Source organism: Methylomonas koyamae, assembly GCF_019669905.1.
GTDB classification, from domain to species: domain Bacteria; phylum Pseudomonadota; class Gammaproteobacteria; order Methylococcales; family Methylomonadaceae; genus Methylomonas; species Methylomonas koyamae.
Window position 1 is genome coordinate 2,038,323 of the sequence record NZ_AP019777.1, and the last position, 12,185, is coordinate 2,050,507.

General features: G+C 57.2%; 17 protein-coding genes. 9 read left to right on the forward strand and 8 right to left on the reverse strand.

Going from position 1 to position 12,185, the window contains the following annotated elements:
- Window positions 1-264: 264 nt before the first annotated feature.
- A complete protein-coding gene (locus MKFW12EY_RS09605; protein ID WP_157198175.1) occupies window positions 265-426 on the reverse strand; it encodes a hypothetical protein in 162 nt (53 codons plus the stop codon).
- Here MKFW12EY_RS09605 and MKFW12EY_RS09610 point away from each other — a divergent pair.
- Complete coding sequence (locus MKFW12EY_RS09610; RefSeq protein ID WP_157198174.1) at window positions 425-592, forward strand: hypothetical protein; 168 nt, start codon at window positions 425-427, stop codon at window positions 590-592. The genes MKFW12EY_RS09605 and MKFW12EY_RS09610 overlap by 2 nt on opposite strands.
- 205 nt (window positions 593-797) lie before the next feature.
- Window positions 798-1,157 (forward strand): hypothetical protein, encoded by a 360-nt coding sequence (locus tag MKFW12EY_RS09615; RefSeq protein WP_064021820.1) that lies wholly within the window; start codon window positions 798-800, stop codon window positions 1,155-1,157.
- A 78-nt stretch (window positions 1,158-1,235) separates the two neighbouring features.
- Here MKFW12EY_RS09615 and MKFW12EY_RS09620 read toward each other — a convergent pair whose 3' ends face one another.
- Window positions 1,236-1,748 (reverse strand): hypothetical protein, encoded by a 513-nt coding sequence (locus tag MKFW12EY_RS09620; RefSeq protein WP_054763387.1) that lies wholly within the window; start codon window positions 1,746-1,748, stop codon window positions 1,236-1,238.
- A gap of 367 nt (window positions 1,749-2,115) precedes the next feature.
- On the opposite strand from MKFW12EY_RS09620, the gene MKFW12EY_RS09625 reads away from it, so the two are divergent.
- On the forward strand, window positions 2,116-2,469 hold the full coding sequence (locus tag MKFW12EY_RS09625; RefSeq protein ID WP_054763386.1) for an EthD family reductase: 354 nt from the start codon (window positions 2,116-2,118) through the stop codon (window positions 2,467-2,469).
- A 101-nt stretch (window positions 2,470-2,570) separates the two neighbouring features.
- On the opposite strand, the gene MKFW12EY_RS09630 is transcribed toward MKFW12EY_RS09625, so the two are convergent.
- The 4 genes from MKFW12EY_RS09630 to MKFW12EY_RS09645 form a co-directional block, all read right to left on the reverse strand.
- Window positions 2,571-3,221 (reverse strand): hypothetical protein, encoded by a 651-nt coding sequence (locus MKFW12EY_RS09630; RefSeq protein WP_157199560.1) that lies wholly within the window; start codon window positions 3,219-3,221, stop codon window positions 2,571-2,573.
- A 201-nt stretch (window positions 3,222-3,422) separates the two neighbouring features.
- Entirely contained in the window at window positions 3,423-3,935 is a 513-nt protein-coding gene (locus MKFW12EY_RS09635) for a hypothetical protein (RefSeq protein WP_054763384.1), read from the reverse strand.
- A gap of 127 nt (window positions 3,936-4,062) precedes the next feature.
- Window positions 4,063-4,839, reverse strand: a complete 777-nt coding sequence (locus tag MKFW12EY_RS09640) for a hypothetical protein (RefSeq protein ID WP_054763383.1) — start codon at window positions 4,837-4,839, stop codon at window positions 4,063-4,065.
- A 153-nt stretch (window positions 4,840-4,992) separates the two neighbouring features.
- Window positions 4,993-5,649: a hypothetical protein gene (locus MKFW12EY_RS09645; RefSeq protein ID WP_054763382.1), complete on the reverse strand. Its 657-nt coding sequence runs from the start codon at window positions 5,647-5,649 to the stop codon at window positions 4,993-4,995.
- Between the two features lie 235 nt (window positions 5,650-5,884).
- On the opposite strand from MKFW12EY_RS09645, the gene MKFW12EY_RS09650 reads away from it, so the two are divergent.
- From MKFW12EY_RS09650 to MKFW12EY_RS09660, 3 genes are read left to right on the forward strand one after another with little or no spacing between them, the layout of a single operon-like run.
- Window positions 5,885-6,307 (forward strand): hypothetical protein, encoded by a 423-nt coding sequence (locus MKFW12EY_RS09650; RefSeq protein WP_054763381.1) that lies wholly within the window; start codon window positions 5,885-5,887, stop codon window positions 6,305-6,307.
- A gap of 11 nt (window positions 6,308-6,318) precedes the next feature.
- Window positions 6,319-6,942 carry a hypothetical protein gene (locus tag MKFW12EY_RS09655; protein WP_054763380.1) on the forward strand — a complete coding sequence of 208 codons (624 nt, stop codon included), beginning with the start codon at window positions 6,319-6,321 and terminating at the stop codon, window positions 6,940-6,942.
- Between the two features lie 49 nt (window positions 6,943-6,991).
- Window positions 6,992-7,525 (forward strand): SRPBCC family protein, encoded by a 534-nt coding sequence (locus MKFW12EY_RS09660; protein ID WP_054763379.1) that lies wholly within the window; start codon window positions 6,992-6,994, stop codon window positions 7,523-7,525.
- Window positions 7,526-7,619: 94 nt separating this feature from the next.
- Here MKFW12EY_RS09660 and MKFW12EY_RS09665 read toward each other — a convergent pair whose 3' ends face one another.
- Window positions 7,620-7,877, reverse strand: a complete 258-nt coding sequence (locus MKFW12EY_RS09665; RefSeq protein WP_054763389.1) for a hypothetical protein — start codon at window positions 7,875-7,877, stop codon at window positions 7,620-7,622.
- 282 nt (window positions 7,878-8,159) lie between these two features.
- Window positions 8,160-8,366: a hypothetical protein gene (locus MKFW12EY_RS09670; RefSeq protein WP_054763756.1), complete on the reverse strand. Its 207-nt coding sequence runs from the start codon at window positions 8,364-8,366 to the stop codon at window positions 8,160-8,162.
- Window positions 8,367-8,791: 425 nt separating this feature from the next.
- Between MKFW12EY_RS09670 and MKFW12EY_RS09675 the strand changes: the two genes are divergently transcribed.
- The 3 genes from MKFW12EY_RS09675 to MKFW12EY_RS09685 all read left to right on the forward strand — a co-directional run bounded on the left by MKFW12EY_RS09675 (window position 8,792) and on the right by MKFW12EY_RS09685 (window position 11,320).
- Window positions 8,792-9,199, forward strand: a complete 408-nt coding sequence (locus tag MKFW12EY_RS09675) for a DUF2750 domain-containing protein (RefSeq protein WP_054763758.1) — start codon at window positions 8,792-8,794, stop codon at window positions 9,197-9,199.
- 118 nt (window positions 9,200-9,317) lie between these two features.
- Window positions 9,318-9,923 (forward strand): hypothetical protein, encoded by a 606-nt coding sequence (locus MKFW12EY_RS09680; protein WP_221054437.1) that lies wholly within the window; start codon window positions 9,318-9,320, stop codon window positions 9,921-9,923.
- Window positions 9,924-9,940: 17 nt separating this feature from the next.
- Window positions 9,941-11,320 carry an amino acid permease gene (locus MKFW12EY_RS09685; protein WP_221054438.1) on the forward strand — a complete coding sequence of 460 codons (1,380 nt, stop codon included), beginning with the start codon at window positions 9,941-9,943 and terminating at the stop codon, window positions 11,318-11,320.
- Window positions 11,321-12,185 lie beyond the last annotated feature (865 nt).

Genomic DNA, 12,185 nt, shown 5'->3' on the forward strand with positions numbered 1-12,185 from the left:
ATTCGGTCGTTGCGACCTTTTTGATTTTTGAAATCAAATATATCCAATGCATGGCTGCGAACCCCGAAAGCGCAATGCCTTCGGGGTTCGTGTAATCGGCTTCCTGCCAAATTCCAACCGCCATCAACAAAATCAATGAAGCGTGCAGAGATGGGCCTTAGCGGCCAATCGATTCGCCCGGATGCTTCGCCCGCTAACGGTAATCTGAAAAATCGGATTTGAACAATGAGGCAGGGTAGCTACGAGTGCGAGTTGGCCGTCCGTTTAGTTGAAAGCCCAACGTTTTGTGTCCGCTAGGACTGCGGTGGCGATCTTTATTTCGGTTGTACTCGATTTCGGTCCTGCCGCAAAATAGCGAACTTCAATCATTGCCAGAATAATCAGCGGCTTCATCATGGCGTTAAATTCGGATCGAACTGTCAACATGCTTGTTCTGCTTTGCATTGCGTTAATAGCGCTGGCGATGTTTTGGTTGGACAGTAAGTTCGAAAGAATGAAAAAAGACTGCGAAATCATGGGCGGCAAGTTCTATTCGATCTCGTTCACCGAAAACATTTGCGTTGAAGGCGAACGAGTCCGGCAACTCCAATAAACCGGACAAACCGTAATTTTGCCTGCGGGCGATATCGGCGAACGGCAAATTTTGCGGCAGTTCGCACCAAATCTAGCGGCTCAAATCCAAAGGCCAATATTAGCCGTTACTCAATAAATCCGGGTTATACCGCAATAGGGAGTATGATCGAGGCTTCAGGCACTTTTTGCCCGACGTTTAACGCGGGGCTTTACCGGAGTAAATTATGGCTTCACTGGATATGCACGGCGCTTACGATCTAAGCTTGGCTAAGATCGACGAATTGGTTACTAAAATCTCCCACGGCAATTATGCCTTGGGCGTCATCAATCAAAATACGCATAAATTCGTCGTCAAGTATGTCGGGCGGGCCGAGGAAGATCTCAACGTGCGTTTGAAACAGCATGTCGGTAAATACCCCAAATTCAAGTTTAGCTACGCGGCGTCGCCGCAAGCGGCGTTCGAGAAGGTATGCCGCAACTTTCACGATTTCGGCGGTACGCAAAAACTGGGCAATACCGTCCATCCCAAGCCGCCGGTGCACGCCGATTGGAAATGCCCTTGCTGCGGTACTTCCGTCGATTGACCGCCTGTTCTTAAGCCTCAACGTTAATGTGAGGCTTTGACATAACGCTCTCCGCGAGTAGCGGCCCGCTTGCGGAAATTACTGCTTGATCCCGGCGGAAACGAAGGTGCCCAAGACATTGTCGCTGCAGGTCGCGGTGATCTGGTTGCCGTCGCTGCTGACGGTGCCGCTGCAATTGCCCTGCGAGGTCCAGCCGTTTTGGTATTGGGCGAAATAGTTGTAGCTGATGTTTTGGGCGACCACAGTCCCGCTGCCTTTGGACTCGTAGCCTATGCCTTGCGGCAGCATGCCCCAACTGCTGAATTGAAAACCGGAGTTTTGCTGGACAATGCGCGAGCCGTTGGCCGGTGCGCTGGGGTTGTACCAGGTGCCGCTGATGTCGATGACCGCAGGCGGCGGGACTTCGAAATTGCCGTTGGCTAATGGAATGCCATTGGGAGCTGGTTGAGGAGCGGCTGATGTTACCGGCGGCGGAGAGACTTGCGGTTTGGGGAAAATTTTATCCCAATTGCTGATCACCGCGACCGCGACCGAGCCGATCACGGTGATTACGGTAGCAATGATGGTGGCGTTCGAGCCGGATTCCGCCATGATGTTCTCCTGCTGGCTGTTTGCGGCGGATTATAGCGCGGCCTGCGAATTCGCTGCAGGGCCTTAGGTGCTGAACGAAGCGAAGCGCATCGATCGTGTAATCCGGTGCATGTTGTGATTGAGATGCCTCGGTTTTAATTGTGTCGCTACCGCGAAGCCAAGTTTAACGCCGGTTCGCGGACCGGCATTCAAAAAGCATTTGTCGCGAATGCGTGCGACGTTCAAGCCTTCGCCAACCAACTAGACCGTTTGCTGGCCCGAGCTGCCGGCAAGCGTTAAGCCGCCCGGTTTCGGTGTCGGCTGTCACCGACACTGGAGCGGCACAGTTTCTATAGCGTTTGATTTCGGTTTCAACCAGGAGGTGGGGATGAAAAAAATCAGTATTCTGTACCCTAACCGGGCGGATGCCCGCTTCGATTTTGCTTATTACGTGGATTCCCACATGCCGCTGTCGATAGAACGCCTCAGCGCCCACCCAGGGTATCGCGGGGTATCGGTCGAACGAGGGTTGGGCGGTGCGGTGCCGGGTAGCCCGCCGGCTTATGTCGCCATGTGCCATTTTCTGTTCGAATCGGTGGAAGATTTTTTGGTCGCGTTTATGCCGCATGCCGCCGAGCTGCAGGGCGATATGCCGAATTACACCGATATTGAACCGGTGATTCAGTTCAACGACGTGTTGATTTCGGCGCAAGCCGGCGACTTGACGAGACCGGATCAATGATAGCCGGAGAGATGATTGGCCGATTATTGGGTTGCCATCGCTCGCTGAGCCTGAGCTTTCGTCGCAATGCGGTTGGCCGCTATTGCCGTTAGAGCGGGCGGCTAGAAAGGGTCCAACAACACCGGCGCTTTGCCGAACTCGGTCTTGTATTCGCCGTTTGGCACGTACCAACCGGCGCCTTGAGAGCCGTTCATCCAAGCCACACGCTTGCCTTCCGAGGCCCATTTCTCAAGTTTCTCGCCGCTTTTGGTCAGGTAGTTGGATGCGTAGCAAACGGTATTCAGCCAGGGGTCGATGATCAACCAGGACTTGGCTACTTTAAGGTTGGTGAAATCGGCCATCGACGCATAGTCTTGCGCCGAATCGGGGATTGCTTCCTGGGAAACCAGGCAAAAGGCGTGGTCGCCTTTGTCGTGAACGATGCCGATGTAGAGTAAGTCGCGCTTGATATTGTAGATTTTCTTAGCGTAATAAGCGCTCAAGGCTGCCATTTCGCCGCAGTTGCCCGAACGGTCGGCAATGGTCATCTTGACCAATTTCTCGGCCAATTCCAAGTGCGATGTGGCGCCGTTGAGCCTGTGTTTGCCAGACTCGTCAGCTTCATGCAATCGGGTCTTGCCTTTAGCGCTCATATTCACTAGAACGGCATGCCCGGCAAGGTCCACGTCGTAAAGCTTGTTACTGGACTTATGGCCTTTTTTAAAGAACTCTCTGACTAGAACCTTGATTTTTTCGCCTTCGTCCACCAGCATGGTTGTACCCTGCAAAATCTGATCCACTGCGTTTTTTAGACGCCCCGCTTACCGCCGCAGCTTGCGGACGAACGGGTTCGCCTTACTCGGCATTACGGTTCTCGGCGGCGTATGCTTAGTATAAACGGATACCTTATAGTTTATAAGGATGACTGGCGTCGGACGGTAAACGGCGCATAGGCCGCGCTCTAGCGCGGCCGGTTAAAGGCGATCTATGATTTCGATACAACGCTGGAACGCACTCCGGATAATGAAGAAGGTCATCGCTAACGGAAACGATAGATAATGTTCCGGCAGCGCCAGGCACACCAGCAGCAGCGCCGCAATCAAGCAGGGCGTGGCGCGGGACAGGTAAGTCTCGAAATAGCGGAAAGTTTCTTGCGATTCCCAATCGAAGCGCGGGCTGCGGTTGATAAACCCGAACAGCATCCAGGCGGCGAGCAGTGCGAAATAGACCGGAAACACGCTGAATTGCGGCGAACCTTCGCTGAATAGCGGCTTCCAGTAACCGTACCAGGCCCATAGGCAGGCGCAGGCGAAACCGTCGTGCCAGACCGCGCCGCTAAGCCGCTTCGAGCAGCCGCCCAGCAAGAATATCGCCGCGATCAGGGCTGCGGACATCCAAAAGGCTTCCAGATTCAGTAAGGGCAAAACCGGGTTTTGGGTTTCGATCAGTGTGGTCAGGATCAGGCTGCTGGCTATGAATACAGGCATCGGCGTCGTCCGGTCTAAGAGGATGCGACAGTCTGCCCTAAAATCGCGATTAACCCAAGATGCGCAACGCGGCATACCGGCCTTTGCCGGTACGCCGTTGCCGATCAAGCCCAGGTGTAACGCTCGCTCAGGCCCACATCGGTATATTGTTGCCGGCGCCGGCATTGCTGTCGGCCAAACGTTCGGAATAGGCGTCGCCTTGGCGGAACACCCATTCGTCGACCGCGCCGAGTAAATGGAAGATAAAGCCGAAAGCGCCCAGATTCAGCGAATGCCCCGATTCGTGTGCCATGTGCCAATCGCCGGAATTCATGTCGACGAAGGCGAAATTACCCATATTGAAGGCGGTGTCCCAGATGTTGAGGTTGCTGACCAGGCCGCCTTTAACGAAAATCGTGCCGGTCGGCCAATCGACGCGCAGGCCTTGCAATTTCAGATACTGCACTTGAAAACCGGTGACCGCGGCCAGCAACAGGCTGAACAACAGAAACAGCAAACCCAGCAACACGATGGGCCAGCTCATCGGCAGGCACCAGTTAGACCAGCCGATCAGTGCTTGGTACACCTCGAATTGGGAAATCCATTTGACGATCGCCAGCAGATTCAACCCGAAAAAACCGATTGCCACGCCCTGCGCCAAACCGGCATTGCCGGTCTGGCTCAGCAGTTCGAACAGGATCAGCCCGTTCAACGAGGCATTGCTGCCCACCAACATACCGCGCATGAATTCGGAAAAGCCGGTCGCGGCGGACACCGTCGTCGCGGCTAGAATATAGAACAGCAGCATCGCCCCGGCATATACGCCGAAAGTGATGCCCATATTCTTCGCCAGGAAGAATATCAGAGCAAACAAGCCGACAGCCGTCAGGCCGCCCAGAATGACTATCCACGTTTTTATGGTCATGGCAATTCTCCTCATCAAGAATTAAACCGGCGATCCGACGGTGCCGAATCGCAGTGTCCGGGCCGGCGCTTGCCGAAATGGTATCCGGGCTGCGGCACCGGTTGTTTGGCGGCTGATTCGAGCCGTCGATTCTCCTTACTCCAATGTAACGGCTTATGCAACCGATTTTCGTTTTTGGATGCCGAGCGCCGCCATCACGCCGGACAAAAACAGCCAAATACCGGCCGGCAGCGGCACGGCCGCGACCGAGTAGCTGACCACCGAGAACCGGATTTGGTCGTCGGCGAAATTAGGCAGATTCGGCACGTTGAAATCCAGCCAACGCCAGCCGGGGCCGTTAATCGCCGCCAACGACACTAAGGACCAATCGTGCAAATCCGGCGGCAGCGTATCGTGCCAGAGTTGGCCGGCAGCGTTGTCTTGGCGCAAACCGAACTGCATTGTCGGGTTGGAAAGTCCGTTCCAATCGGTATTGGAAATACTGGCGCCGGCGACAATCAAACCGTCCGCCGCTAATGTGGCGGAGCCGTTTTGCTGGTCGTTTTGTACGAATAGGTTAACCGGCGCCGCCAAATGGGCGGTAAAGCCGTTGCCGAAGGCATGGCTGAACTGGCTGACGACGCCGGTGCCGACATCGTAAGTAAACGAGCCCGCCAGCGTGCTGCCGACATCGACGCCGTTACCGGCCAGCAAGGTGCCGATTTCGGTGACGGTGCCGGTGTAATCGACCCGTATCGACTGAGCCTGGCCGGACAGCGGCAACAACAGGCTGCTGCTGGCAATCAAAACATGGGCTAAAGTAAGTTGCATGGTAACTCCTATCGAAAGTGGCTTTGGATCGGCCGGTGGGCACCCTTAGGCCCAATTACGGTTATGGCGCCGCCGCATGCCGATCGGCTGAATGGGTAGGAGTAATTTATCGGGCGCGGTACGGTTGAGCAGTGAGCAATTTCACTCAGTCGCGGTGGACTTGTCCGCATCGGACGCCGATTGCACCGGGTGCTTTGGCTGTTGATGCCAGTTACAAACGCAAGACAGGGTTGCGATGACGAAAAACATACCCGATAAGTTCGGATTGGCAGTGTTGAAGTTGCTGATGCTTACAGCTTGCACGGCGGCCGTTCCTCCGCTCGACACGCCGACCGCTTTGCCGAACGGCCGGCTGACGCCAATTTTCGTGACCGCGGCCCGTCAGAAAGCGGAGGTTAAACCAGCGTTGGCAGCAGCCGGTTTCCGCGTTGTCGACGCATTGTCTGACGACGCACTGCTGCTGCGGGCGACGATAGGAATCGACCAAGGCGAGCAAGCCTGCGGCACGATGAATAATGTCCGGTTGCAATTGCGCCGGGAAAGCAACACTGTTGCTGAAGTTGCGGGTAAGGGTTGGACCGGGAGTTGCCAGCCGAATATACTCGACGAACTCAGCCGCAAGTTATGGCGGCAGCTTTTCGACCAACCGCTGCAATAGGAACCAGACCGATGCCATCGATATTTTGCCGTCCGCTTCGCGTTACCGTCGCCGCAATCTGCATTGGCTTGTCGGGCTGCGCGTACATCACCGAAGGCACCAAGCTAGGGCCGATTTCGCCGTCGGCCAACAACATGAAACCGATGGTGGAACATACCGTCGGGGATTTTGCCTTCACGCTGGAAGGCGGCAAGATGGTGACCTCCAATCTTGCCGGCACGCTGATTAACCAGAGCGTAATGGATGCCTGGCAGGACAAGGGCTACATTCGCGACCACGAAGCGGTGGAGCCCGGAGAGTTTACCGGTAAAGCCGATTACGAATTGACCCTGAGCGGCAGCCAATACGGCGATTCCAGCATCGGTATGCAGATTCTGAGTGGGCTGACGTTGACCCTAATCCCTTATACCGTCACGCAGAATTACGATATCCAATACACGCTGGCCGACGTCAAAACCGGCAAGAAATATACCGGTAGCATCGAAGAAGCCAACAAGGGCTACGTCGAACTATTCATGCTGTTTGCGTTGCCGTTTTCCAAGCAGAACCAAGATGCCATGTTCGAGCGGATCGGCGATCATCTGTACGACCAGCTTTACCGCAACGGCGCCTTTCAAGCGGCACCGGTCCGGTAATCGGTCGGCGCCGGCCGTAATTTTTCAAGCAAACCCGGAGGTAAATGCCATGTTGGAAATCATCCTGCTCTTGGTCGCCGTTGCGTTGGCGGCATTCGCGGTGCTGGCCTGGCGCCAGCCGGACACGTTTAGCGTTAGCCGCTCGTTGGCGATGGCGGCGCCGGCATCGGCGGTGTTTGCCCAGGTCAACGATTTGCGCAAATGGGAGGCCTGGTCGCCCTGGGCCAAGCTGGATCCGAAGGCGCAAAACAGTTTCGAAGGGCCCGATGCCGGCGTCGGCGCGGTGATGCGTTGGTCGGGCAACAATCAGGTCGGGCAGGGCAGTATGGCCATCGTCGACAGCCGGCCGGACAGCTTCATCCGCTTTAGCCTGGAGTTCGTAAAGCCGTTCAAAGCCAGTAACGTCGCCGAATTCAGCTTCGCCGAGGCCGGCAACGAAACCGTGGTGACTTGGACCATGTCCGGGCGCAATAATGTTGTCGGTAAGGCGATGAGCGTACTGATGAATTGCGACAAAATGGTCGGCGGCCAATTCGAACAGGGTTTGGCGGCAATCAAGCGTATCGTCGAAGCTGGCGCCTGATACTGCGGGGGCGGGTTTTGCGGTAGTGCCCAAGCCTGGGCCTGGGCACGTGGGGTTGGAAGTCGGGCTTCCGCTTAGTTAAGCCTGGCCTGAGCTAGCTCGCCAGGCTGTCGGCCTCGAGCGATACGTCTTCCAGAAAGCTCAAACAACCCAGTTCTCTGGCGAATTCCTGAATTTCGCCGGCCATGTGAAAGTTCAAGATCGCGTTCGTTTTCAGATCGACAACCGCGTATTCGACGAGTGGATTGTCGCTTTTTAACCTTGGCTGGTATTTTAGTAATTTCTTCGATTCCTTAGCCAACTTCCGATTGATCCTGGCGGTCAGTGCCCGAATTGAAACCAATTTTTTCATGCTCAATCTCCTTAGGTTGTTAGGAGAGCTGAGTATAGTCCCGCTGGCCGCGAATTACACGCACCGATCGCAGCCGCGGCCGAACGCGCTACCGAGCCGGCTCGGCCGCCGGCGCCTCGCGCCTTCCCACCGCCGCTCCGGCAGCAATCCCGGTTCCAGTTAGCCGGGATGCGAAAAAAACCGAAATGCCGGCCGGACACCCGCGTCCGCAGCCGGGTTCGCTAGCCCGAACCCGCTAGCCAACGCGGATTCCGGCACAGCGGAATCCGTTAGCGGGTGCGATCACGCGATATGGCAGGAGGTCGCACACTGCGGGCAGCCGTTAACTTGGCGGAACGATTCGGCGGCTTTTTTGACCGCGCTGGCGCAACTGGCGATGGAACCTAAATAGCGGATGCCGTCTTTGGCCGGCAACAGCGAACAAGCCGCGTTGTGAACCAGGTGATCTCCGTTTGCTTGGGCGTTAATTTCGACGTAAAACTCGGCCATGGTCTGTACCTCGTAAAGGATAGGTTTGTCGGAATCGGCTCGAGCGCCCGGCTACTGTTCTTGCAGCAGTAATTCTTTGAAATTAAACTGGAAAATGAAAGCCGGGCCAACCTCGGGCTCGATTTTGCCCGAGCAATCGGCATGCCACATTTCAGGGCGGTGTGGCCGGGGCGGTTGCGGCGCAACGGCGGTTTCGCCGTCGCAACGCCGGAAATTCGCGGCCTGCCGCGCCGTCGGCGCCGGGTGGTCATGGCTGTTGCGGTTCGCGGTTGCCGGAGCCAATCGGCGGCCTTGGTTTGTCGCATAACCGACAAAATTGCTGGGTTTTGTCGTTTGCCGGCGCCAACCGGTCCGCGCAAACCGGCTAGCGTGGCATGGTGCGGTTTTTGCTGCATGCTTTCCCTCCGCCACAGAGGAAAATTGCCATGCGCTACCAGCCCCATCGAGATGAAATTGCCGCCGTCCCGGATATGTCCGACGAGGAGCGGTTGGAGTATTTTTTGTACCGCGTGTTCGAGACCGACGAAGTTTGGTGTCTGAAAGATGCCGGGCAACCGGTCATACGCGACGTGGCTGGCCGGGACACGCTGCCGGTCTGGCCCTATAAAATCTTTGCCGAGGCCGCCGCCACCGGCGATTGGGAAGGGCTGCAGCCGGTGCCGGAATCGGTGGATTATTTCACCTACCAGACCCTGAACCGTGCCGCCGGCCAGGAGGTGACGCTGGAAATCATGCCGCGCGGTTCGGCGCCGGGATGTTTGATCGCGCCGCAGCGCCTGTTCGGCATGCTGGAAAACATGATGGAGTCGCGCGACTACACGGTCGGCGACTGAGCCGGTTACCGAACCCGAACCGTCGGCAACGCCAGTGGCGGCGGTCGTCGATAAAAGCGTGAACGGATAATGCCGAAGCGGTATAAATAGGGCTTTCGGCCATTTCTGATTTGTGCTTATGCAAGAGCTTATGTACGACGTCAACGGTCTGCTGATCGCACTGGCGCTGTTTTTCTCGATGATGTTGGCGATAGAGATCGGCTACCGTTTGGGCCGGCGCATCATGCCCACAGTGCACGACGACTTCAAGGCCCACGTCAACGCGAACTCGGCGTCGTTGCTCGGCATTCTGGCCTTGTTGCCGGGTTTTACCTTTCCGCTGTCCTTGCAGCGTTGCGATAGCCGCCGCGAGGCGGTGGTCGACGAGGCCAACGCCGGCGCACCGAGCCCGGTTGCCACCGGACTGTTCATTCCGGCGTTGCACGATCCGATCGACAATTTCGGCAAGCGCGACGCCGAGATGAACCGGCACGTATCGGAGTTCGTGCGGTTGTTGTATATCACCTTTCTGATGACCGGCACCATCGTTGGTTACGCCACCGGCCCGGCCGGGCACCGGGCGTCTTTCGTCACCCATATTATGGTTGGCTTGATCGCGGTCCTGGTGTTCATCATCGTCGATCCGGATCGGCCGCACCGCGGCTTGATTCGGGTCAATCAGGATAGTTTGATCGGGTTGCAAGCCTTCATGCGCGAACCGGTTGCAAACGCAGGCAGCAATTGAGCGGAGGGGTTAGGGGCATGGACCCGCACGATACCGATAGATCCGACCGTGTCCGGCCCGACCGGCTGGCGCCCAGCTTGCACTGGTTTCATTTGGTCGCGCTCGGCGTCGGCGCCATCGTCGGCACCGGCATTCTGACCTTGATCGGGGTCGGTGCCGGCAAGGCCGGGCCGGCCGTGGTCGTGTCGTTTGTATTCGCCGGCCTGGTCTGCGCCAGCGCCGCGTTGGCGTATGCGGAAATGGCGACCGCGATTCCGCAGGCCGGCGGTGCCTACACCTACGCCAGGGTCATGCTCGGCGAGCGGATCGCCTGGCTGGTAGGTTGGAGCCTGATTTTGGAATATTCGCTGGTGGTCAGCGCCGTTGCCGTGGGTTGGTCGGGTTATGCCGCACCGTTGCTGCACGAGATGTGGGGCATGCCGATGCGTTGGATGCAAGCTCCCGACGCCGGCGGCGCGCTCAACCTGCCGGCCGTCGCCATCATCGCCGCGGTGGCGGCGGCTTTGGTTTACGGCACGCGGGAAAGCGCGACTTTCAACGCGCTGTTGGTCGGTTTGAAATTGATCGCGTTGCTGCTGTTCGTCGTACTGGCGGCGCGCGAGTTCGATCCGCACAATCTGCAACCTTTCATGCCGTTCGGTTTTGCCAAACAAACCGGTGCCGACGGCGTCGAGCGCGGCGTAATGGTGGCCGCCGCCATCATTTTTTTTGCATTCTACGGCTTCGATGCGATTGCTACCGCAGCCGAGGAAGCCCACTATCCGGAACGGGATTTGGCGATAGGCATCGTCGGCTCGATGCTGGTCTGCGTGGCGATTTATCTTGCCGTGGCGCTGGCCGCGTTGGGCGCGCTGAGTTACGCGCGGTTTGCCGCCAGTCCGGAACCGTTGGCCTTGGTGCTGCGCGAACTGGGCCAGCCGTTGGCGGCGCGGTTTCTGGGCTTGTCGGCCGTGGTCGCGTTACCGACCGTGATCCTGGCGTTTTTTTACGGCCAGAGCCGGATTTTCTATGCGCTGGCGCGGGACGGCTTGTTACCCGCCGCGCTGGCCAAAATCTCCCGGCGCGGCACGCCGGCCGGCGCCACGGCGTTTACCGCGCTGCTGGTCGGCGCGATTGCCGGGACGTTTCCGTTAGCCGAGATCGCGGCATTGGCCAATGCCGGAACCTTGCTGGCGTTTAGCGCGGTCGCCGCCAGCATGCTGATCGCCCGCCGGCAAGGTCCGCCGCCGCCGGGCCGCTTCCGCGCGCCGTTGCCCTGGCTGACCGGCCCGGTCGCCATTCTGGGCTGCGGCTATCTGTTCGTCAGCCTGCCTTGGCAAACCCAAGCCTATTTCCTGATCTGGAATTCATTGGGCGGTGTGGTGTACTGGATTGCCGCCAAACGCCGCCGATCTTGAATTTGCCTTAACCGGCGCCGGCCGTCCGGCTTTCCCTCGTTCCCACGCTCCGGCGCACCCGGTAGGGCATAAACGGGAATGCATACCGGCCTCCTCAGTAAAGTCCGTGATAGACAAGTGCCGTCATGCCCGCAGGACGCGGGCATCCAGTGCCATCGACGGCAGCTTCCAGCGATCCTTGCAGCCTGGATTCGCTTCGCGGTCTGCGGCTCCGGACTAAATCTGTCCGGAACGGATTTGCATTACCCGCAGGGTGTCAGGCAATCTCGTTAAGTTACGGATGGCCCGCTCCTACAGGATGTGAACCAGCCGTTCTGTTCCTTAACTTCACGGCATTGGGGGGTAAGGCAGGACTGCCTGACATGAATCCCTGCGTGAATGACGGTTATCAAACAACGATGTGTATAACGGCGAGCGAAGGACCGTCGGAATCAGTAAACCAGCTAGTCGTAACTTAACTTTCCCCAGCTTCATCGCCGGCTCGACCGCCGCGAACCGGGCAATCGATTTGCGGCCACACTACTGCGCCAATTTATTTTCAAGTTTAACTGAGCCGTAACATACCTCCCTTATTCTTTATCGCATTATTTGCATAAGGTGCCGCCAACGTCGTTAAACGGTCGCAAAATTGCGGGAAAAATTCGCCAATTTAACCGAACGTGCCGGATTTTTGCGGTGCTGGGGTGGTTCCTGTCCCATTATCTAGGCCGCTAGCCAAGCGGAGCCTAGGGTAGGGCCCGTTTATGTCGTCAGCGGATATGTCTGTGAAAAATTTCACGAACTTTTGGATAAGTCCGTTACTGATTCGAAGTTCCAAAAAAAATATCGTAACGCTGCATCGGCGAACGATGAATTTGTTAGGCAA

Coding starts and splice junctions, on each gene's coding strand:
- MKFW12EY_RS09610 (WP_157198174.1), top strand. CDS start 425: ATGCTTGTTCTGCTTTGCATTGCGTTAATAGCGCTGGCGATGTTTTGG.
- MKFW12EY_RS09605 (WP_157198175.1), bottom strand. CDS start 426: ATGTTGACAGTTCGATCCGAATTTAACGCCATGATGAAGCCGCTGATT.
- MKFW12EY_RS09615 (WP_064021820.1), top strand. CDS start 798: ATGGCTTCACTGGATATGCACGGCGCTTACGATCTAAGCTTGGCTAAG.
- MKFW12EY_RS09620 (WP_054763387.1), bottom strand. CDS start 1,748: ATGGCGGAATCCGGCTCGAACGCCACCATCATTGCTACCGTAATCACC.
- MKFW12EY_RS09625 (WP_054763386.1), top strand. CDS start 2,116: ATGAAAAAAATCAGTATTCTGTACCCTAACCGGGCGGATGCCCGCTTC.
- MKFW12EY_RS09630 (WP_157199560.1), bottom strand. CDS start 3,221: ATGCTGGTGGACGAAGGCGAAAAAATCAAGGTTCTAGTCAGAGAGTTC.
- MKFW12EY_RS09635 (WP_054763384.1), bottom strand. CDS start 3,935: ATGCCTGTATTCATAGCCAGCAGCCTGATCCTGACCACACTGATCGAA.
- MKFW12EY_RS09640 (WP_054763383.1), bottom strand. CDS start 4,839: ATGACCATAAAAACGTGGATAGTCATTCTGGGCGGCCTGACGGCTGTC.
- MKFW12EY_RS09645 (WP_054763382.1), bottom strand. CDS start 5,649: ATGCAACTTACTTTAGCCCATGTTTTGATTGCCAGCAGCAGCCTGTTG.
- MKFW12EY_RS09650 (WP_054763381.1), top strand. CDS start 5,885: ATGACGAAAAACATACCCGATAAGTTCGGATTGGCAGTGTTGAAGTTG.
- MKFW12EY_RS09655 (WP_054763380.1), top strand. CDS start 6,319: ATGCCATCGATATTTTGCCGTCCGCTTCGCGTTACCGTCGCCGCAATC.
- MKFW12EY_RS09660 (WP_054763379.1), top strand. CDS start 6,992: ATGTTGGAAATCATCCTGCTCTTGGTCGCCGTTGCGTTGGCGGCATTC.
- MKFW12EY_RS09665 (WP_054763389.1), bottom strand. CDS start 7,877: ATGAAAAAATTGGTTTCAATTCGGGCACTGACCGCCAGGATCAATCGG.
- MKFW12EY_RS09670 (WP_054763756.1), bottom strand. CDS start 8,366: ATGGCCGAGTTTTACGTCGAAATTAACGCCCAAGCAAACGGAGATCAC.
- MKFW12EY_RS09675 (WP_054763758.1), top strand. CDS start 8,792: ATGCGCTACCAGCCCCATCGAGATGAAATTGCCGCCGTCCCGGATATG.
- MKFW12EY_RS09680 (WP_221054437.1), top strand. CDS start 9,318: ATGCAAGAGCTTATGTACGACGTCAACGGTCTGCTGATCGCACTGGCG.
- MKFW12EY_RS09685 (WP_221054438.1), top strand. CDS start 9,941: ATGGACCCGCACGATACCGATAGATCCGACCGTGTCCGGCCCGACCGG.